The following is a 20,222-nucleotide window of genomic DNA, read 5'->3' as shown; positions in this document are numbered from 1 at the left end:
GGCACCGTGACCCCCGGCGTTCCCTCATCGTTCGGGGGATTGCCGGGGACACGGGTTCACGCGGGTGCCGTCAGGCTCCGGACGCGTCCAGCATGTCCGTGCGCTCGACGACCTTGATGCGCTCACGGCCCTGCTCGGCGCCGAGCGCCTGCTCGTGGGCGTTCAGGCGGTGCCAGCCCTCCTTGGTGGTGTACCGGACGCCGCGCTGCTCCAGGAAGTCGACGATCGCGTCCGGCCCCGGCTGCGTGGGGGCGGGCAGCCGTCCGGCGGCGTGGTCCTCCAGCAGGCAGGCCACGGTCTCGTTGGCGTCGCCCTTGGTGTGCCCGATCAGGCCGATCGGACCGCGCTTGATCCACCCGGTGACGTACACCGACGGCATCGGCTCGTCGCCGGTCAGTACGCGTCCTGCCGCGTGCGGGACGGTGCCGGAGACCACGTCGAAGGGCAGCTTCGGGAGCTCCTCCGAGTAGTAGCCGACCGCGCGGTAGACGCTCTGCACGTCCCAGTCCGTGTGCCGGCCCGTGCCCTTGACGTTGCCCGTGCCGTCCAGCTCCGTGCGCTCGGTGCGCAGGGCGACGACGCGGCCGTCCTCGCCGACGACCTCGACCGGGGACTCGAAGAAGTGCAGGAACAGCTTGTGCGGGCGGTCGCCGACGTCGCGGATCGCCCAGTTCTCCAGCGTGGAGGCGACCATGTTGGCCTGCTTGTTCTCCCGCCGGGTGGCGATCGAGCCCGCGTCGTAGTCGATGTCCTCGGGGTTGACGATGACCTCGATGTTCGGCGAGTGGTCGAGCTCGCGCAGCTCCATCGGGCTGAACTTCGCCTGGGCGGGCCCGCGCCGTCCGAAGACGTGCACCTCCAGCGCCTTGTTCGCCTTGAGCCCGTCGTAGACGTTCGCGGGGATCTCGGTCGGGAGCAGCTCGTCCGCGGTCTTCGCGAGGATGCGCGCGACGTCCAGGGCCACATTGCCGACACCGAGCACGGCGACCTTCTCGGCCTCCAGCGGCCAGGTGCGCGGGACCTCCGGGTGCCCGTCGTACCAGGCGACGAAGTCGGCGGCGCCGTAGGAACCCTCCAGCTCGATGCCCGCTATGTCGAGGGCACGGTCGGCGTCGGCTCCGGTGGAGAAGATCACGGCGTCGTAGAAGGACCGCAGGTCGTCCAGGCCGATGTCGGCGGGGTAGTCGACATTGCCGAACAGACGCAGCTGCGGCTTGTCGAGCACCTGGTGCAGCGCCTTGACGATGCCCTTGATACGCGGGTGGTCCGGAGCCACTCCGTACCGGATCAGACCGAAGGGGGCGGGCATGCGCTCGAACAGGTCGATCGAAACGCCCGGCTCCTGGGCGGCCTCGGATTTGAGAAGCGCGTCCGCTGCGTAGATTCCGGCAGGACCGGCTCCGACGATGGCGACGCGGACGGGGCGTGTCATGGAGTGATGTTCCTTAGGGCGGACGAACGCGGGCAGAGTGGCGCGGGGTAAGGCTTGGCTTACTCCGCTGCCCCCACGGTACGGCCTGCGCATGAAAGTCCCTGGAGCGGGGCGAGTATATATATCGGAAATAGGCGGACGTATGGGTATGAAAGGTGCCGAATTCTGTGCGCGGATCTTTTCCGAGTTGTCTCACGGATGTCCAGGAAGTGAGACGGCAGGTCCCTGCGCGTCTGCGGCGCACGTCGGAGCCATGATGGACGCACGACAGCACTCCGACGAGAGGACACGCGCCATGCCGATCGAGGGCGCATACGAGCCGAGCCCGACGACGTGGGTCCGTGAGCAGGTCGAACTCATCGAGAGCTCCGGCGGAACGCAGGGGATGACCATGCGCGGCATGCCCGTCATCCTCCTGACGACGCGCGGCGCCAGGAGCGGCAAGATCCGCAAGACCCCGCTCATGCGGGTCGAGCACGACGGGGAGTACGCCGTGGTCGCCTCCCTGGGCGGCGCCCCCAAGCACCCCGTCTGGTACTACAACGTGCGGGCCGACCCCCAGGTCGGGCTGCGGGACGGGACCATCAGCCAGGACATGGTCGCCCGTGAGGTCACGGGCGAGGAGAAGGCGCTGTGGTGGGGCCGTGCGGTCGAGGCGTTCCCCGACTACGCCGACTACCAGGCCAAGACCGACCGGGAGATCCCGGTCTTCGTCCTCTCCCCGGCCGGTCGGAGCTGACCGCGGGCGACCGGGGCCGGCCGGATCCCTGACCCGCCTGTGAGGCGGTACTCGCCCGTGAGGCGGGCCGAAGGGGGCCTGGCCGGTGCGTCCGTCGTCAGGCCTTCAGCAGCCGGGGGAGCCGAGTGAGCTGCACGGCATGCTGGAACGGGCCACCGCCCTCGTGGTCGTTGAAGTCGTACACCTCGATCTCCTTCTCGGCATGGGCGTAGGCGTTGAACGCGGCGAACACCGTGGACGGCGGGCAGGTCAGGTCTTCCATGGCCACGGAGAACAGCGCGGGCGCCCGCCCCCGCGCGGCGAAGTGCACCCCGTCGAAGTAGGCGAGTGTCCGCGCGGCCTGCTCGGCCTTACCCCGGTGCGTCTTGAGGTAGTCGCCGATCTCGCGATAGGGCTTGCGGTCGGTCATCCGGGTCGCCCGGGGGAAGTCGCAGAGGAACGGCACATCCGGTGCCACGGCCGCCAGGTCCGGCACGAGCCCGCCGACCGCGAGCGCCAGTCCGCCGCCCTGGCTCGCACCGACCGCCGCGGTCCGGGACGCGTCGGCCAGCGGGTGCGAGCGGGCCGCCTCCACCGCGCGTACGGCATCCGTGATCACCCTGCGGTAGTAGTAGGTGGCCGGGTCCTCTATGCCCTGGGTCATGAATCCGGGCAGGGAGGGGGCGGAGCCCACCGGGTCGGCGGTGTCGCCCGGGGCCCACCCGCTGCCCTGGCCGCGGGTGTCCATGACGAAGTGGGCCATGCCGGCGGAGGCCCAGAGCAGGTGCGTGTGCGGCAGGCTCCGGCCTCCGCCGTATCCGATGAACTCCACCACCACCGGCACGGGCTCGGTGGTTCCCGCGGGTATCACGAACCATCCCTTGACGGGGTGGCCGCCGAAGCCGGCGAACGTGACGTCGTACACGTCGACCGTGACCAGGCCGATGTCGGTGCGCGGTTCGAAGCGGGCGTCCAGGTCGTGGGTCCTGGCCTCGTCGAGCGTGTCCGACCAGAAGGTGTCGAAGTCCTCGGGCTCCACCGAACTGCTGCGGTAGGCGTGCAGTTCATCGAGAGGGAGATCGAACAGGGCCATGTGGGACCGCCTCACGTCGCGAGAGATGAATGGTCACACCGTACGACGGTCGGCCCGCGGCCCGTGAACGACCTGGGAAGCCGGTCAGTTGAGCGTGTCGGGGTCCGGGCCGGTGCGCATGCCACGGTCGAGGCCCGCGATCGCGTCCATGTCGGCGGCCGACAGCTCGAAGTCGAAGACATCGATGTTCTGGCGGATGCGCGCGGGCGTGACCGACTTGGGGATCACGACATTGCCGAGCTGGAGGTGCCAGCGCAGAACCACCTGGGCCGGAGTCTTCCCGTGCTGTTCGGCCAGGGACACGAGGACCGCGTCGTCCAGCAGCGCGCCCTGGGCCAGCGGGCTCCAGGCCTCGGTGGCGATGCCGTACTCCGTGTGCAGAGCGCGCAGTTCGCCCTGCTGGAGGCCCGGGTGCAGTTCGATCTGGTTGACCGCGGGAACCAGGGAGCTCGCCTCCCGCAGCCGACGCAGGTGTGCGGGCTGGAAGTTGGAGACGCCGGCGGCCCTGATCCGGCCGTCGGCCAGCAGCTTCTCCAGGGCGCGCCAGGTGTCGGTGTAGAGGTCGCGGGCCGGGGTGGGCCAGTGGATGAGATAGAGGTCCACATGGTCGAGGCCCAGTGCGGCCAGGCTCGTGTCGAAGGCGGTGAGCGTCGCGTCGTATCCCTGGTCCGCGTTCCAGAGCTTCGTGGTCACGAACAGCTCGTCGCGGGCCAGCCCGGACTCGGCGAGCGCGCGGCCCACCCCGGCCTCGTTGCCGTAGACGGTGGCGGTGTCGATGGAGCGGTAGCCCGCGTCCAGGGCCGCGGTGACCGCGGCGGTGGTCTCGTCGTCCGGAACCTGGAAGACGCCGAATCCGAGCTGTGGAATCGTGACGCCGTTGTTGAGGGTGACGGTGGGGACCGTGGACATGGTGATGCCTCTCGTGGTGCCGGACCGTGAGGTGCGGGCCCGGATGTTCTGCGGGCCGATTCGATCCGCGTGCAATGGTTACTGGCGTAGACAATAATTGCACACGCGGGTTAATGGCAAGCGCCGGTATATCCGGCGATCGGGCGGTGTGCTGGACTGTCCGGGAACACCGGATACAGGAGCCCTCTTGAACAGCTGTCGCCAGCCCGGCATCGTCCTCACCGACCGGCACTTCACGGTCCCGCTGGACCACGACGACCCGGGGGGCGAGACGATCGAGATCTTCGGCCGCGAAGCGGTGGCGAGCGGGAGGACCGGCGAGGATCTGCCCTGGCTGGTCTATCTGGAGGGCGGCCCCGGCTTCGGCGCCCGCCGCTTCGTCGGGACGGAGGCCTGGCTGGGGCGGGCGGTGCGAGAGTTCCGGGTGCTGCTCCTCGACCAGCGCGGTACGGGGCTGTCCACCCCTGCCAACCGGCAGACTCTGCCGCTGCGTGGCGGCCCGCGTGAGCAGGCCGACTACCTCGCCCACTTCCGTTCCGACAGCATCGTCCGCGACTGCGAACTGATCCGCCCCCTGCTCACCGGCGGTGCGCCCTGGACCGTCCTCGGGCAGTCCTTCGGCGGCTTCTGTGCCGTCCGCTATCTCTCGGCCGCCCCGGAAGGCCTCTCGGCCGTCCTGATCACCGGCGGCCTGCCCTCGCTGGACGCGCATGCCGACGACGTCTACCGCGCCGCCTATCCGAGGATCGAGCGCAAGGTCGCCGCGCACTATGCCCGCTACCCGCGGGACGTCGCCCGCGCCCGCGCCATCGCCGCCCACCTCGCCGAGCACCGCCCGGACAGCGCGGGCCACACGCTGACACCCGAGGGGTTCCAGTCCCTCGGGATCATGCTGGGCTCCGGCAACGGCAGCCACCAGCTGCACTATCTCCTGGAGAACGCGTTCGTCGAAGGCCCGGACGGCGCCGAGCTGTCCGACGCCTTCCAGGAGGCCATGCGCACCGCCACCTCATTCGCCGGCCACCCGCTGTACGCCGTGATGCACGAGATCATCTACGGTCAGGGCGCGCGGCCCACGGACTGGGCCGCCGAGCGTGTGCGCGCCGAGTTCCCGCAGTTCGACGCCGCCGGGGCCCTGGCGGGCGAGGGGCCTCTGCTCTTCACCGGCGAGAGCATCCACCCCTGGCACTTCGACGTCGACCCCGCGCTTCGACCGCTGCGCGAGACGGCGGAGCTGCTCGCCGCCCGTACCGACTGGCCCGTCCTGTACGACGCGGAGCGGCTCGCGGCCAACGAGGTGCCGGTCGCCGCCGCCGTCTACCACGACGACATGTACGTGGACACCGGTCACGCGCTGCGCACCGCGTCCTCGATCCGCGGGCTGCGCACCTGGGTGACCAGTGAATACGAGCACGACGGTGTGCGTGCGGGCGGCCCCCGGGTCCTGGACCGGCTGCTCGCCCTCGTACGGGGGGAGAGCGACCGCTGAGGACCGAGGGCCGAGCGCGGTCAGCCCTGCAGGGCGTCCAGCGTCGCGTCCAGACCGGCCGCCGACCGCGGTGCACGGTTGTACGGGAGCCTCGACAGGGCGGCCGCCATGCCGCAGCTGTCGGTCACCGCTGAGTAGACGAGCCCGGCGCCGATGCCGGCCGACAGCCAACGCGCCGCGGGGAAGCGCCGGCCCACCAGCAGGCCGGCCACCACCAGTGAACCGGCGGCGAGCCGCACCTGGCGCTCCATCGGCCAGACCGCCCGGGCGCCCACCGGGCGGTCGAGGCCGTGCCCGTCGCCCTCCCAGGCGGAGGTCCCGCCGGTGAGCGTGGCGGCGTCGATGTCGGCGTCGGCGAGGACCTCGCACGCCCTGGTGGAGCGCACGCCGGAGGCGCACACCACCAGCAGGGAGCCGCGGGCGGAGGCCGACTTCAGGGCGGGCACCGCCTCGGGCAGCCGGTCCAGCGGGATGTTCAGGGCGCCAGGCACATGTCCCGCCGCGTACTCGCCGGGGGCCCTGACGTCGATGACGGTGAACTCCTCCAGTCGGGCCGCGGCTTCGGTGGGGGAGAGGGAGGCGGGGCTGATCACGGGCGGGGGTCCTTTCGGTCGCCGGAGCGGTGGGGTCCAGGGTCCTGCTCACCCCGGCGCCCCGGGACGGCAATAATACCCCTAGGGGTATTGCGATCCGGCTCCGTGCGCCGAGGCGATCACCGGAACGCCTCCCTGCTCCCTGCCCCGAACCGCTTCCGGAATGCACGCATCCGTCACCTTCCGCTGGATAGCCTGTGGGGTATGACACAGCAGCTGGAAGCCATGCCCACGGACTGGCGTCGTGCCCTGGCCGTGGTCGCCCACCCCGACGACCTGGAGTACGGCTGCGCCGCGGCCGTGGCCGGCTGGACCGACGAGGGACGTGAGGTCACCTACCTCCTGGCGAGCCGGGGAGAGGCCGGGATCGACACGATCGCCCCCGAGGAATGCGCTCCGCTGCGGGAGCGGGAACAGCGGGCGAGCGCCGCGGCCGTCGGGGTCGCCGCGGTGGAGTTCCTCGGCCACCGGGACGGTGTCATCGAGTACGGCACGGCTCTGCGCCGTGACATCACTGCGGCCGTCCGCCGTCACCGGCCCGAACTCCTCATCACCCTCAACCACCGGGACACCTGGGGCGGCGTCGCATGGAACACCCCGGACCACCAGGCGGTCGGCCGGGCCACCCTGGACGCCGCGGGTGACGCGGGCAACCGCTGGATCTTCCCCGAGCTGGGCGAACAGGGCCTCGAACCGTGGGACGGGGTGCGCTGGGTCGCCGTCGCGGGCACCGACGCACCCACCCACGCGGTCGACGCGACGCCCGGCTTCGAGCGCTCCGTCCAGTCGCTGCTGGCCCACCGCACCTATATCGAGGTGCTGACCGACCAGGACCCGGAGGCCTACTGCCGTACGTTCCTCCGCGGCACCACGGAGGCGGCTGCCGAGCGCTTCGGCGGTCGTCCGGCCGTGGCCTTCGAGGTCTTCGCCCGCTGACCCGCGATTGACAAGTGGGTTTGCTGATTCTGCAATGGGTCCATGACGGAACAGAACGACCAGGACGCCGAACTCGATGCCGTGCTCACCGGGGTGGGTCCACGGCTGAGGCGGCTGCGCAAGGACCGGGGCGTGACGCTCGCAGGACTCTCCGAGGCCACCGGGATCTCGGTCTCCACCCTGTCGCGCCTCGAATCCGGCGGCCGGCGGCCCAGCCTGGAGCTGCTGCTCCCCATCGCCCGGGCCCATGAGGTGCCGCTCGACGATCTCATCGGGGCGCCGCCGGTCGGCGACCCGCGGGTCAAGGCGAAGCCGATCGTGTGGGGATCGAAGACCGCCCTGCCGCTCACCGCCCGGCCGGGTGGTCTTCAGGCGTACAAGGTCATCCAGGAGGCGCCCTGCGACGAGACGCCCGAGCAGCGCACCCACGAGGGGTACGAGTGGGTGTACGTGCTGAACGGCCGGCTGCGGCTCAAGCTCGCCGAGCACGACCTGGTCCTGGCTCCCGGCGAGGCCGCCGAGTTCGACACCAGGCTCCCGCACTGGTTCGGCCCCGCCGGGGACGAGCCGGTCGAGTACCTCAGTCTGTTCGGGCCGCAGGGGGAGCGGATGCATGTCAGGGCCAAGCCGAAGCGGTCGTGAGCGACCGGTCGGGACCGGTGGCCGCGAGGTGTTCCCAGAGGGGCAAGCGACCGCTTAGTATGCGGCGGAGCAGTGGTAATGCCGACAGTGTTGTGGAGGCCCCTCATGCAGGCATGGCGAGTGCACCGGAACGGCGAGCCGAGCGAGGTGATGAAGCTCGAGGAGACCGAACGGCAGACCCCCGGGGACGGGCAGGTGCTGCTCAAGGTGCGAGCGGCGAACATCAACTTCCCCGACGCGCTGCTCTGCCGGGGCCAGTACCAGGTGACGCCACCGCTACCGTTCACCCCCGGAGTGGAGATCTGCGGCGAGACCGAGGACGGACGCCGGGTCCTCGCCACCCCCGCCCTCCCCGGGGGAGGTTTCGCCGAGTACGTCGTCGCGGACGAGGCGGCCCTGCTGCCGGTTCCCGACGCCCTGGACGACGCCGAGGCCGCCGCGCTGCACATCGGTTACCAGACGGGCTGGTTCGGGCTGCACCGGCGGGCACATCTGCAGGCCGGTGAGACGCTGCTGGTGCACGCCGCCGCGGGCGGCGTCGGCAGCGCGGCCGTCCAGCTGGGTAAGGCCGCAGGCGCCACCGTCATCGGTGTCGTGGGAGGTGCCGAGAAGGCCGCGGTCGCCCGGGAGCTGGGCTGCGACCTGGTCATCGACCGCCGGAGCGAGGACATCGTGGCGGCGGTGAAGGAGGCCACGGGCGGGCGCGGCGCCGACGTCGTCTACGACCCGGTCGGCGGGGACGCCTACGCCAAGTCCGTCAAGTGCATCGCCTTCGAGGGCCGTGTCGTCATCGTCGGCTTCGCGAGCGGCGTCATCCCCACACCCGGTCTCAACCACGCCCTGGTGAAGAACTACTCGATCGTCGGGCTCCACTGGGGTCTGTACAAGACCAAGGACCCCGCCGCCATCCTTGCCTGCCACGACGAGCTCACCGAGCTCGCGGCACGGGGTGTCGTCAAGCCGCTGATCAGCGAGCGCGTCCCCATGGCCGACGCGGGACGAGCCGTCCAGCGGGTCGCCGACGGCACCAGCACCGGCCGTGTCGTCATCCTGCCGACAGGAGGTACCCGATGAGCGCCCCCATCGACGCGGAACAGATCCGCGGCCTCACCCAGGAGCTGCTGGCGGCACACCCGCCGGCCACCACGGACCGCACCGACTTCCTCAAGGCGCGCTTCGACGCTGGCCTGGCCTGGGTGCACTACCCCGCGGGGCTCGGGGGCCTCGACGCGCCGCGCTCCCTGCAGTCCGTCGTCGACGCCGAACTCGCCGCGGCCGGTGCCCCCGACAACGATCCGCGCCGCATCGGTATCGGCCTCGGCATGGCCGCGCCGACCATCCTCGGCTACGGCACCGAGGAGCAGAAGCACCGCTTCCTGCGCCCGCTGTGGGTCGGCGAAGAGGTGTGGTGCCAGCTCTTCAGCGAGCCCGGCGCCGGCTCCGACCTCGCCGCCCTCGGCACCCGCGCGGTCCGCGACGAAGGAGGGGGCGACTGGGTGGTCGACGGGCAGAAGGTCTGGACGTCCAGCGCCCATGTGGCCCGCTGGGCGATCCTGATCGCCCGCACCGACCCCGACGTGCCCAAGCACCGCGGCATCAGCTACTTCATCTGCGACATGACCGACCCCGGCGTCGAGGTGCGGCCGCTGCGGCAGATCACCGGCGAGGCCGAGTTCAACGAGGTCTTCCTCACCGGGGTGCGCATCCCGGACAGCAGGCGCCTCGGCCCGGTGGGCGAGGGCTGGAAGGTGGCCCGGACCACCCTGATGAACGAGCGCGTGTCCATCGGCGGAGCCCGCATCGCCCGTGAGGGCGGCATGATCGGCAGCGTCGCGAAGACCTGGCGCGAGCAGCCCGGCCTGCGGACCCACGACCTCCACCAGCGACTGCTCACCCTGTGGGTCGAGGCCGAGGTCGCCAGGCTCACCGGTGAACGGCTGCGTCAGCAGCTCGTCGCGGGACAGCCCGGACCCGAAGGCTCCGGGATGAAGCTCGCGTTCGCCCGCCTCAACCAGGAGATCAGCGGTCTCGAAGTCGAACTCCTCGGTGACGAAGGCCTGTTGTACAGCGACTGGACCATGCGCCGCCCGGAGCTGGTCGACTTCACCGGACGCGACGCCGGATACCGTTATCTGCGGTCCAAGGGCAATTCCATCGAGGGCGGGACGAGCGAGGTCCTGCTCAACATCGTCGCCGAGCGCGTTCTCGGACTGCCCGCCGAGCCGCGCAACGACAAGGACGTCGCCTGGAAGGATCTTGCCCGATGACCGCACAGACCGAAGCCGACCGGACACCCGATCTGCTCTACTCGGAGGCCGAGGGCGACCTGCGGGCCGCCGTGCGCGCGCTGCTGGCCGACCGGGCCGACGCGCCGAAGGTGATCGCAGAGGTCGAGTCCGACACGCCGTACGACCTGCGGCTGTGGGAGTCGCTGGCGGCGGGCATCGGAGCGGCCGGCCTGCTGGTCCCGGAGAAGCTCGGCGGCCAGGGAGCCACCCACCGCGAGGCCGCCGTGGTCCTGGAGGAGCTGGGACGCGCCGTGGCCCCGGCGCCGTACCTGACAAGTTCCGTCGTCGCGACCGAGATCCTTCTCGCGCTGGCCGACGGCGGCGGCCCGGCCGCCGGACTCCTCGGGGAACTGGCGGCGGGCGGCAAGGTCGCCGTGCTCGCCCTGCCGTTCGCCACACCCCCCGCCGACGCGCCCGCCGCGATGGCGGGCACCGTGGACCGGCAGGTGACCGGCGTCGCGGAAGCGGCGGCGGCCGATGTGCTGCTGGTGCCCACGGCGGACGGGCTGTACGCGGTGGAGACAGGCGGGTCCGGTGTCACCGTCCAGCCGCTCGTCCCGCTGGACCTGACCCGCCCGCTCTCCACGGTCACCCTGACCGGCGCCACCGGCACCAGGCTCGCGGAGGCGGGCCCCGCGTCCGCGGCTGTGAGCCGGGGACTGCTCGCGGGTGCGGGGCTGCTCGCGTCCGAACAGCTCGGACTGGCCGAGTGGTGCCTGACCGAGACCGTCCGGTACACCCGCGAACGGCACCAGTTCAACAGGCCGGTGGGCTCGTTCCAGTCGCTCAAGCACCGGATGGCCCAGCTCTGGCTGGAGGTCGTCTCGGCGCGCGCCGCCGCCCGCAACGCCGCCGACGCGCTCGCCACCGGCAGCCCGGACGCCCCGCTCGCCGTCGCCGTGGCGCAGGCGTACTGCTCCGGGGTCGCGGTGCAAGCGGCCGAGGAATGCGTCCAGCTGCACGGTGGGATCGGGATGACCTGGGAGCACCCCGCGCACCTGTATCTGAAGCGGGCCAAGGCCGACTCGATCGCGTACGGCACAGCGGGCCGCCACCGCGCCGCCGTGGCAGGACTGGTGGAGCTACCGGCTCCGTAGAAGGGGGGCGAACGGCGGGCCGGATCGGTGCGGGAGCGGCCTCAGGCGGGCGTCTCGTCGGAGTCGGCGAGCGTCCCGAGGCCGGCGATGATGCACCGGAGGCCGAAGGTGAAGTTACGGTCGCGGATCTCGGTGGCCGTGCCGATGTCCCGGCTCGCGAGCTCCCGCAGGGTCGCGAACTCCGTGAATCCGGACCGCACCGCGTCCGAGACGTTCGCGAAGCCCTCCTCCGCCGACTGGCCGCCGTCCCGCTCCGCCGTCGCCGCGTTCTCCAGCATGCGGGTCTCCGCCGTGGCGAACCCGCAGACGTACTCGAGGACCAGGGCGGCGGCGCTGTCGGTCTGATCGGGGGACAGCCCGGAGCCGCTCGCCACGCGCAGCGCGGTGTCGGTCATACGCAGCGCGTTCGGGCCGATGTTGAGGTACTCGCCGATCAGCCGGGCGGCCCACCGGTGCCGGGCGAACATCGCGCGCAGGCTGCCCGCGAGCGCGCACAGCCGCTCGTCCCACGGAAGGTCGTCCGCAGGTGCCACGACCTCGCCGAACACCTCGTCCAGCGCCAACTCGAGCAGCGCGCCCTTGGTGTTCACATGCCAGTACAGGGACATGTGCCCCGCGTCGAGCTGCGCCGCGACCCGGCGCATCGACAGGGCCTGCAGACCCTCGGCGTCCAGGAGTTCGACCGCGGTGCGCACGATGCGGTCCCGGCTGAGACCCGGCGGACCTGGCTGCCGTGCGGGGGGAGTCAGCCACACGCTCGCGGGCTGTGCCGCTCCCCGCTTGCGCTCTGCCACGCCCGGCCTCCGGTTTCGTTCCGCCACTGGTCCGCCCGTCCGTCATCCTACGGCCGTGCGCCGCGTGTCCCGGCGCACGCCGGTCATGCCGGGGTCTGCTGATCAGGCTCGCTCGGCTTGCCGGAGACCGCCGCGCCGACCGGCGTCGGAGGCGCGGTCCGGTCCCGCCCGGCCCAGCCGAGCAGCGCGCCGGCCGCGACACCGCCGACCGCCACGGCGAGAGCGCCCAGGAACTGGCTGGTCTCCAGGGCGGAGACGAAGGCGTCGCGTACCTCCGCGACCCGCCCGCCCGCGGAGGCCAGTGCGGTGGGCAACGACTTCTCCGCCCCGTCGGGCAGGGCGGACGGAAGACCCGCGTCGAACCGGGCGACCAGCGCGGCGCCGAGCGCGGCCACGCCGAGACCGGTGCCCAGCTCCTGGAGCGTGCCGTTGACGCCCGAAGCGGTACCGGCCCTGGCCGGCGGGATGGCGCTCATCAGGGCCGCGCCGGCCGCGGGGCCCGCGGTGCCCATGGCGAACCCGACCACGATCAGACCGGGCAGGGTCCATCCGTAACCACTGTCGCTCGCCGCGGCGATGGCGCACAGGCCGAGCGCCGCCGTCACCATGCTCAGCGCGACGGTCCTGGCGAGACCGATCTTCTTGCCCAGCGGCGCGCTGGCGGCGCCGCTGCCGATGAGCAGGGCCACGGCGAACGGCACGATCCGCAGGCCGGTCTCGAGCGGGGAGTAGCCGAGGACGAACTGGAGCTGCTGGGTGAGCAGGAACAGCGAGCCCCCCATACCGAAGGCGGCGAGCAGGCCGCCGAGTGCCGCGCCCGTGAACCGGCGTTCGGCGAACAGGCCCATGTCCAGCATCGGATGGGGCGTGTGCCGCTCCCAGACCGCGAACACGGCGATGGCCACGGCGGCGACGGCGAGCGGGCCGAGCACCACCGGGTCGGTCCAGCCGTGCTCGGCGACGGCGATGACCGCCCAGACCAGGGACACCATGCCGAGTACCGACAGCGGCAGGCCGACGAAGTCGGGCCGTTCGCTGTTCGGGTTACGGGACTCGGGGACCAGCCACGCGATGGCGAGCAGACCGACGACCGCGATCGGCACGTTGATCAGGAAGACCGAGCCCCACCAGAAGTGGGCGAGCAGGAACCCGCCGATGACGGGGCCGCCCGCCATGCCGGCGGCCGACACGGCCATCCAGATGCCGATGGCCTTCATCCGCTCCTCGTCACCGAAGACATGCATCAGGACCGCGAGCGTGGCCGGCATGAGCAGGGACGCGCCGAGACCCATGACGACACGGGCCGTGATCAGCATGCCGACGGACCCGGCCAGTGCACCGATCAGTGAGCCCCCGCCGAACAGGGCGAGTCCCGCGAACAGGGCACGCCTGCGGCCGAAATGGTCGGCCATGCCGCCGGAGGCGATGAGGAAGCCGGCCAGGGCGAGCGAATAGGCGTTGATCACCCACTGCACGTCGGCCGTACTGGCGTCGAGGTCCTCGATGAGGGTGGGGACGGCGACGTTCAGCACGGTGTTGTCGAGCACCGTCGTCAGCAGGGTCAGGCAGAGGACCCCCAGGATCCACCACTTGCGGTCACGTTCGGATGTCGCCATCAGCGTGCTCCTTCCGGGCCGGTCTCGTACACCATACGATGCAGTCGTACACTGGACGAGAGGTTCTGGGTGCGGATTCCGGCCAACTGGGGAAGGTCATCCGTGGAGACCTGGCTACGAGAACGGAGACGCATCGCGTGGCACGGAGAGTCGGGGACGAGAGCGACCGCGCCTGGGCCGGCCGGGCGATCGAGCTGCTGCTGGCCGACCGGGCGGACGAACCCCCCACGCCCCTGGTGGCGTTCCCGCTCGCGGGGATGCCGGATGCGGCGCTGTATCTGAAGGACGAGTCGCGTCGGCCGACGGGAAGCCTGAAGCACGGGCCGGCCCGTGACCTGCTGCTCGACGCCCTGCGCGCCCGTGAGATCGGGCCCGGCACACCGCTGTTCGAGGCCACCAGCGGCAACATGGCCGTTTCGCAGGCCCACTTCGCACGGCTCCTCGGCCTGCCGTACACCGCCGTCGTCCCGGGGAAGACCGGGGCGGCCAAGCGGCAGCGGATCGAGGCGCAGGGCGGGCGCTGCCACCCCTTCGACCCGCCGCTCGCGGTCTACGGGCAGGCGCGCCTCCTCGCCGAGGAGTCCGGCGGTCACTGTCTGGACCATCTGGAGCGGGTGGGCGGCGCGGTCGACTGGAGCGGTCCGGCGAGTCTCGGCGCGCAGATCCTGGGCGACATGGAGAAGGCGGGGGAGCCCGAGCCCGCGTGGATCGTCGTAGGGGTCGGCAGCGGGGCCACCTCGGCCGCCGTCGGCCGGTATCTCCGGACGCGCGGAGCCGCGACCAGGCTCGCGGTGGTCGATCCCGAGAACTCGGCGTACTTCGCCGGCTGGGCCGCGGACTTTCCCGGGTACACCACCGGCATGCCCTCGCGTATCGAGGGGATCGGACGGCCGCGTATGGAGCCCGCCTTCGACCCCTCCGTGGTCGATCTGGTGATCCCGGTGCCGGACGTGGCGAGCGTGGCGGCCATGCGCCATCTGCACGCGATCACCGGGCTGATGGCGGGACCCTCCTCGGGAAGCTGTCTGTGGGGCGCCTTCCAGGTGCTGGACCGCATGCGGCGGGAGGGCACCGGGGGACCGGTGGTGATGGTCGTCGGGGACGGCGGTGAGACCTACCGGGACACCTACTACGACGACGCCTGGACCGAGGCCAAGGGCTGGCGACTGCACGGCCCGCTCTCCGACATGGAGCGCTTCACCGCGACGGGGGACTGGGGTGTCGCCCCGGGTGAACCCGCCCGGGGCGACACCACCTGAGGTCTCTCAGGCGGCCCGTACCGACACCGGCAGGCTCGTCACGCCGAAGATGTCGGGGCGCTGGTGGTAGGCGGGGGTGCCGACGGCGATGTCCTGGTAGCGGTCCAGCAGGGCGCGCAGGACGATCGACGACTCCATCCTGGCCAGGGGCGCGCCCAGGCAGAAGTGGATGCCGTGGGAGAAGGTCAGATGGCCCGTCGGGGTGCGGCGGGGGTCGAAGCGGTCCGGGTCGGGGAACTGCAGTTCGTCGCGGTTGGCCGACAGCAGCCAGGTGACCACGATGCGCCCCGCGGGGACGTCCACCTCACCGATCCGGGTGTCCTCACGGGTGAGCCGGTAGAGGAAGGACACCGGCGGGCGGTAGCGCAGCACCTCGTCCAGGGCCCCGGGGATCAGCGACGGATCCTCGCGGACGAGGGTGAGGGAGCCCGGTGCCTCGTCGAAGCTGAGCAGGGCGTTGCTCATCAGCAGGGTGGTCGTCAGATGTCCGGCGAGCAGCAGGAACGCCGAGAAGTTGACCATCTGCTTGTCGCTGAGGCGCTCGCCGTCGGCCTCCGCCTCGACCAGGCGGGACAGCAGGTCTTCCCGAGGGGTGGCACGGCGGTCCTTGACGTGGGCGAGCAGATAGTCCGCCATCTCGTTGAGCTCGGCGGCACGGGTCTTGGCGTAACCGCCCTCGAGGAACTGGCCGGCCGTCACCTCGTCGCTGGGTGGCAGCAGATACTCCGCCCAGCGACGGAACATCTCCCGGTCCGACGTCGGAATGCCCAGCAGTTCGGCGATCACCACCACCGGCAGCGGCCCCGACAGCTCCTCCACGAGGTCGAACTCCGTGCGTCCGCCGATCGAGTCGAGGAGTTCCGCCGTCACCGCCTGGATCCGCGGCTCGAGTGCCGCCACCGTGCGCGGGGTGAACGCCTGACTGATCAGCTTGCGCAGCTGCCCGTGCCGGGGAGGGTCGGTCACGCTCAGGGACGCCTCCGCGAAATTCGGCAGACCGGGCTCCGGCGGTGGTGTGAGGGAACTGAAGTCGGAGGAGAACACCGACGGTTCGGACAGCACACGCAGCGCGTCGGCATGGGTGAGGACATGGCACGAGCCACTCGCCGGGTCGATCCACGTGGGTGCGTCGCGACGCATCCGCTTCAGCCACGCGTACAGCTCCCGGCCGTCACCCACCACGGCGGGCGGCCCTTCGAACGGTGCGGACTCGGGTGTCACTGACGTCATCGGATCGTCTCCTCAGGGGGTATGTACGGTGATCGGCAGGCTCTTCACCCCGAAGATCTCGGGACTGCGCTCGTAGTAGACGGGCGTTCCGATGTCCACCTGGCGGTAGCGGTCGAGGAGCTGGTTGAGAACGATCCGGGACTCCAGCCGGGCGAGCGGGGTGCCGATGCAGAAGTGGATGCCGTGGCCGAACGTCAGATGGGCCTTGGGCTTGCGCGAGATGTCGAAGCGGTCCGGGGCGGGGAACTGCCGCTCGTCGCGGTTGCCCGACATCTGCCAGCACATCACCGGCACGTTCGCCGGCAGGGTGACCCCGGACAGCTCGGTCTCCTGGCGGGTGACCCTGGCCTGGAAGACCACCGGCGGGCGGTGCCGCAGTACCTCCTCGAGAAAGGCCGGCACCAGCTCGCGGTCCTCGCGTACCGCCTTCGCCTGCCCGGGCTCGTCCGCGAAGCTCAGCAGAGCGTTGCCCATCAGCAGCGACGTCGTCAGATGGCCGGCCAGTAGCAGGAAGTTCAGGAAGCTGACGGTCTCGCCGTCGGTCAGCGCGTCGCCGTCGACCTCGGCCGTCACCAGCCGGCTGATCAGGTCGTCGCGCGCGGTGGTACGCCGGTCCCTGACGTGGCCGAGCAGATAGGCGTGCATGTCCTTGAGCTGGCCCACGATCTGATCCGGCATCGCTCCGTCGGGCACCGCGCCCACCGGCAGCTCGTAGTTGGTCGACAGGAGGGCCTCGCCCCAGCCGCGGAACAGCTCGCGGTCGGCCGGGGGAATGCCCAGCATCTCGGCGATGACGATCACCGGCAGCGGGTAGGCGACGGCGCTCACCAGGTCGAAGTCCCGCTCCCCGGCGACCGTGTCGAACAGCTCCCGGGTCAGCACCTCCACCTTGGGCTCCAACTGCGCGATCATGCGCGGGGTGAACGCCTGGCTGACCAGCCGGCGCAGCTTGCCGTGCCGGGGCGGGTCGGTCATGGTCAGCACGCCCTCGGTGAAGTTGGGGGCGTCCGGGTCCGGCGGCGGCATGACCGCGCTGAAGTCGGAGCTGAACACGTCCGGGGAGGACATCACCTTCAGCAGGTCGTCGTAGCGGAACACATGGGCCGCGCCGGTCATCTCGTCCCGCCACACCGGATGGCGGTCCCGCATCGTCTTCAGCCAGTCGAGCAGCTGACGGCCGTCACCCACTCCGGTCGGGGGCCGGGGTACCTCAGCCGTCCCGGCGGGATCCGTCGGTTCCATCGGTCGGGTCATCGCAGCTTCACTCCTCGCGGGTGGATGCGGCCGACCGGCGCGTGCCTCGGGCACACCGCCGGTCCGGCGCTTCGGCGCCTGGGGCCGGACGCTAGCCCCCGACCGGGCCCATGCCCCGTGTCGTTGCCGGAAGCTGCCGCGCTCGGGTCAGGAACGTGCCATCCGGGCGGTGGCCCCGGTCCGCCGACCTAGCGTTCCCCTCGAGTCGCAGTCGAACGTCCGCGCTACGGGCCGGGCGTCGAGGGACGGGGGACCCAGCGTGCACCTGACGGCCGACGGCACCACCACCCGCTTGCGCGCGTACGGGCCGCGGCAGCTGGACGAGATCGCCCGGCGCCATCCGCTCCCGGACGCCGCGCGTGAGACGGTCCGGCTGCTGTCCAGGGTGCTGCCTTTCCGGGTGAACGAGTACGTGCTCTCCGAACTCGTCGACTGGACCCGGGTTCCGGACGATCCCATGTACCAGCTCGTGTTCCCGCAGGACGGCATGCTCGACGAGGGCGACATGGCGGTCCTGCGCCGGCTGGCCGGGCACAGGGACAGCGATCCGGAGGTGGTCGCCACGGTCCGTGCGATCCGGGAGCGGCTCAACCCCCACCCCGGCGGGCAGCAGGAGCTGAACGTGCCGCGCGGCGCATCGGGTCCGGTCCCCGGCCTCCAGCACAAGTACCGCGAGACCGTCCTGTACTTCCCCGGCCAGGGCCAGACCTGCCACACCTACTGCACCTACTGCTTCCGCTGGGCACAGTTCGTCGGGGACGCCGACCTGCGGTTCGCGGCGCGGGGGCCCGAGGGTCTGATCCGGTATCTGCGCGGACACCCCGACGTCAGCGATGTGCTGGTCACCGGCGGTGACCCGATGGTGATGACAGCCGACCGACTGCGCACCCACCTGGAGCCGTTGCTCGATGTGCCGACCGTGCGCACGGTCAGGATCGGCACCAAGTCGCCGGCCTACTGGCCGCAGCGGTTCGTCAGCGACGCCGACGCAGACGACGTACTGCGCCTGTTCGAGCGGATCGTGGGCTCCGGTCGCGTCCTCGCGGTGCTGGCGCACTTCAGCCATCCGCGCGAGCTCGCCACCCCGGTCGCCAGGCGTGCGCTGGAACGGATCCGGGCGACCGGCGCGGTGGTGTACTGCCAGGCGCCCCTCATCAGGCACGTCAACGACAGCGCCGCCACCTGGTCCGCGCTGTGGCGGGCCGAACTCACCGCGGGACTCGTGCCGTACTACATGTTCATGGCCCGCGACACCGGGCCGCACACCTACTACCGCGTGCCCATCGCCCGTGCGGTGGACATCTTCCAGGAGGCCTACCGAGATCTGCCCGGCCTCGCCCGGACCGTGCGCGGGCCCGTGATGTCGACGACCGCCGGCAAGGTCGTCGTGGACGGGGTGGAGCGGGTGCCCGAGGGGCGCTACTTCCGGCTACGGCTGCTCCAGGCCCGCGATCCCCGGCTGGTCGGGCGTCCGTTCAGGGCGCCCTGGTCGCCCGATGCCGCCTGGCTCGACGATCTTCGGCCGGAGCCGGGTGACGACGAGGCGCTGCGCGCCGCGCTGACAGCGGGTTCGCGGACGGAGGCCGTGCGATGAGCACCGGGATCTCGCCCAACCTCGCGCTCGACCAGGAAGTCGCCCGGCTGCGGGCCGCCGGGGAGCGCGTGCTGCATCTGGGGTTCGGGGAGGCGCGGTTGCCGCTGCACGCCGGGCTGGCACGGGCGCTGGCCGACGGGTCCGGGCACACCGCCTACGGCCCGGTCGCGGGACGCCCCGAGGTGCTCACCGCCGTCGCCGGCTACCACGGCCGACGCGGGCTGCCCACCGAGGGCGAGCAGATCGTCGTGGCACCCGGCAGTAAACCGCTGCTGATGGCGCTGGTCGCCGCCGTCGACGGCGATGTGCTGCTGCCGCGGCCCGCCTGGGTGACGTACGCCCCGCAGGCGCGGCTGATGGGGCGGGAGGCCTGGGGGGTGGAGATCCCGGAACGGTGCGGGGGAGTGCCCGACCCGTCCGCGCTGGCCGACACTCTCCGGCGGATGCGGCAACGGGGCCGAAAGCCCGGGCTGCTCGTGCTGACCCTGCCGGACAACCCGACCGGCACCCTGGCGCCGCCCGGACTCGTCCGCGAGGTCTGCGAGATCGCCCGCGCGGCGGACCTCACCGTGGTCTCCGACGAGATCTACCGGGACCTTCTGCACGACCCCGCCACCACCTTCCTCAGCCCCGCGGAAGCCGCCCCCGAACGCACCGTCGTCACCACCGGGCTCAGCAAGACACACGCCGTCGGCGGCTGGCGGATCGGCTCGGCCCGCTTTCCCGCCGGTGACCGGGGCCCCGAGCTGCGCGCCAGGGTCCTCGCCACCGCCAGCGAAGTCTGGTCCTCGCTCGCCGGGCCCCTGCAGGGGGTCGCCCGGTACGCCTACGACGAGCCGCCCGAGCTGACGGAGCACGTCGCCCGCGGCGCCCGGCTGCACGCCGCCGTCACCCGGGCCGTGCACCGCATCATGACCGATGCGGGCGCCCGGGTCCGCGCCCCCGACGGCGGCTTCTACGTCTACCCCGACTTCGAACCCGCCCGGGCCGTGCTCGCCGCCCAGGGCGCCGCGGACTCGGCATCCCTGGAACGCGTACTGCTGGAGCGGGCCGGAGTCGCGGTGCTCGGAGGCCACCACTTCGGCGACGACCCGGGGGCCCTGCGCTTCCGCGTGGCGACCAGCCTGCTCCACGGCGGGACCGAACGCCTGCGCCGTATCGCCATGGAGTCCGACGATCCCACCGACCTGCCGCACATCCGCCGCGAGCTGGAACATCTCGCACAGGTCCTGACGAAGCTGACGGCCTGACGGCCGCTGTGCCCACCGGAGGAAGTCA

The 20,222-nt window shown here is 71.7% G+C and carries 18 protein-coding genes; 10 read left to right on the top strand and 8 right to left on the bottom strand.

Going from position 1 to position 20,222, the window contains the following annotated elements; genetic code table 11:
- Nucleotides 1-70: 70 nt before the first annotated feature.
- Complete coding sequence (locus OG623_RS00530; protein ID WP_406143232.1) at nt 71-1,432, bottom strand: FAD-dependent oxidoreductase; 1,362 nt, start codon at nt 1,430-1,432, stop codon at nt 71-73.
- Between the two features lie 295 nt (nt 1,433-1,727).
- Between OG623_RS00530 and OG623_RS00525 the strand changes: the two genes are divergently transcribed.
- Nucleotides 1,728-2,171 carry a nitroreductase family deazaflavin-dependent oxidoreductase gene (locus OG623_RS00525; RefSeq protein WP_406151614.1) on the top strand — a complete coding sequence of 148 codons (444 nt, stop codon included), beginning with the start codon at nt 1,728-1,730 and terminating at the stop codon, nt 2,169-2,171.
- Between the two features lie 97 nt (nt 2,172-2,268).
- Here OG623_RS00525 and OG623_RS00520 read toward each other — a convergent pair whose 3' ends face one another.
- Together OG623_RS00520 and OG623_RS00515 are read right to left on the bottom strand one after the other, a co-directional pair.
- Nucleotides 2,269-3,243, bottom strand: a complete 975-nt coding sequence (locus OG623_RS00520; RefSeq protein ID WP_406143230.1) for an acetylxylan esterase — start codon at nt 3,241-3,243, stop codon at nt 2,269-2,271.
- Nucleotides 3,244-3,327: 84 nt separating this feature from the next.
- A complete protein-coding gene (locus OG623_RS00515) occupies nt 3,328-4,152 on the bottom strand; it encodes an aldo/keto reductase (protein ID WP_406143228.1) in 825 nt (274 codons plus the stop codon).
- 187 nt (nt 4,153-4,339) lie between these two features.
- On the opposite strand from OG623_RS00515, the gene OG623_RS00510 reads away from it, so the two are divergent.
- Nucleotides 4,340-5,641, top strand: a complete 1,302-nt coding sequence (locus tag OG623_RS00510; protein ID WP_406143227.1) for an alpha/beta fold hydrolase — start codon at nt 4,340-4,342, stop codon at nt 5,639-5,641.
- A 20-nt stretch (nt 5,642-5,661) separates the two neighbouring features.
- Here OG623_RS00510 and OG623_RS00505 read toward each other — a convergent pair whose 3' ends face one another.
- Nucleotides 5,662-6,234 carry a rhodanese-like domain-containing protein gene (locus OG623_RS00505; RefSeq protein ID WP_406143225.1) on the bottom strand — a complete coding sequence of 191 codons (573 nt, stop codon included), beginning with the start codon at nt 6,232-6,234 and terminating at the stop codon, nt 5,662-5,664.
- Between the two features lie 204 nt (nt 6,235-6,438).
- Between OG623_RS00505 and OG623_RS00500 the strand changes: the two genes are divergently transcribed.
- From OG623_RS00500 to OG623_RS00480, 5 genes are all read left to right on the top strand, one after another.
- Nucleotides 6,439-7,170: a PIG-L deacetylase family protein gene (locus OG623_RS00500; RefSeq protein ID WP_406143224.1), complete on the top strand. Its 732-nt coding sequence runs from the start codon at nt 6,439-6,441 to the stop codon at nt 7,168-7,170.
- A 42-nt stretch (nt 7,171-7,212) separates the two neighbouring features.
- Nucleotides 7,213-7,812, top strand: a complete 600-nt coding sequence (locus OG623_RS00495) for a helix-turn-helix domain-containing protein (protein ID WP_406143222.1) — start codon at nt 7,213-7,215, stop codon at nt 7,810-7,812.
- Nucleotides 7,813-7,917: 105 nt separating this feature from the next.
- The gene (locus tag OG623_RS00490) at nt 7,918-8,886 is read left to right on the top strand and encodes an NADPH:quinone oxidoreductase family protein (RefSeq protein ID WP_406143220.1); all 969 of its coding nucleotides are present in this window, start codon (nt 7,918-7,920) and stop codon (nt 8,884-8,886) included.
- On the top strand, nt 8,883-10,079 hold the full coding sequence (locus tag OG623_RS00485) for an acyl-CoA dehydrogenase family protein (protein ID WP_406143219.1): 1,197 nt from the start codon (nt 8,883-8,885) through the stop codon (nt 10,077-10,079). Before OG623_RS00490 ends, OG623_RS00485 begins: the two co-directional genes overlap by 4 nt.
- Nucleotides 10,076-11,197, top strand: coding sequence for an acyl-CoA dehydrogenase family protein (locus OG623_RS00480; RefSeq protein WP_406143217.1), 1,122 nt, complete (start codon nt 10,076-10,078; stop codon nt 11,195-11,197). Before OG623_RS00485 ends, OG623_RS00480 begins: the two co-directional genes overlap by 4 nt.
- 41 nt (nt 11,198-11,238) lie before the next feature.
- Here OG623_RS00480 and OG623_RS00475 read toward each other — a convergent pair whose 3' ends face one another.
- Nucleotides 11,239-11,991, bottom strand: coding sequence for a TetR/AcrR family transcriptional regulator (locus OG623_RS00475; RefSeq protein ID WP_406143215.1), 753 nt, complete (start codon nt 11,989-11,991; stop codon nt 11,239-11,241).
- A gap of 83 nt (nt 11,992-12,074) precedes the next feature.
- Nucleotides 12,075-13,607, bottom strand: coding sequence for an MFS transporter (locus tag OG623_RS00470; RefSeq protein WP_406143213.1), 1,533 nt, complete (start codon nt 13,605-13,607; stop codon nt 12,075-12,077).
- A gap of 137 nt (nt 13,608-13,744) precedes the next feature.
- Between OG623_RS00470 and OG623_RS00465 the strand changes: the two genes are divergently transcribed.
- On the top strand, nt 13,745-14,866 hold the full coding sequence (locus tag OG623_RS00465; protein WP_406143212.1) for a PLP-dependent cysteine synthase family protein: 1,122 nt from the start codon (nt 13,745-13,747) through the stop codon (nt 14,864-14,866).
- Nucleotides 14,867-14,872: 6 nt separating this feature from the next.
- Here the strand turns inward: OG623_RS00465 and OG623_RS00460 are convergent, their stop codons facing one another.
- Entirely contained in the window at nt 14,873-16,096 is a 1,224-nt protein-coding gene (locus OG623_RS00460) for a cytochrome P450 (RefSeq protein WP_406143211.1), read from the bottom strand.
- A gap of 12 nt (nt 16,097-16,108) precedes the next feature.
- Nucleotides 16,109-17,350 carry a cytochrome P450 gene (locus OG623_RS00455; RefSeq protein ID WP_406143210.1) on the bottom strand — a complete coding sequence of 414 codons (1,242 nt, stop codon included), beginning with the start codon at nt 17,348-17,350 and terminating at the stop codon, nt 16,109-16,111.
- Nucleotides 17,351-17,609: 259 nt separating this feature from the next.
- Between OG623_RS00455 and OG623_RS00450 the strand changes: the two genes are divergently transcribed.
- Together OG623_RS00450 and OG623_RS00445 are read left to right on the top strand one after the other, a co-directional pair.
- Entirely contained in the window at nt 17,610-18,944 is a 1,335-nt protein-coding gene (locus OG623_RS00450; RefSeq protein ID WP_406143209.1) for a KamA family radical SAM protein, read from the top strand.
- Nucleotides 18,941-20,194, top strand: a complete 1,254-nt coding sequence (locus tag OG623_RS00445; RefSeq protein WP_406143207.1) for a pyridoxal phosphate-dependent aminotransferase — start codon at nt 18,941-18,943, stop codon at nt 20,192-20,194. Before OG623_RS00450 ends, OG623_RS00445 begins: the two co-directional genes overlap by 4 nt.
- Nucleotides 20,195-20,222: the final 28 nt, after the last annotated feature.

The sequence above is a fragment of the Streptomyces sp. NBC_01012 genome, from assembly GCF_045162755.1.
Classification (GTDB): Bacteria; Actinomycetota; Actinomycetes; order Streptomycetales; family Streptomycetaceae; genus Streptomyces.
Note: the sequence above shows the minus strand (reverse complement) of the source record. Positions and strands in the feature narration are given on the sequence as shown.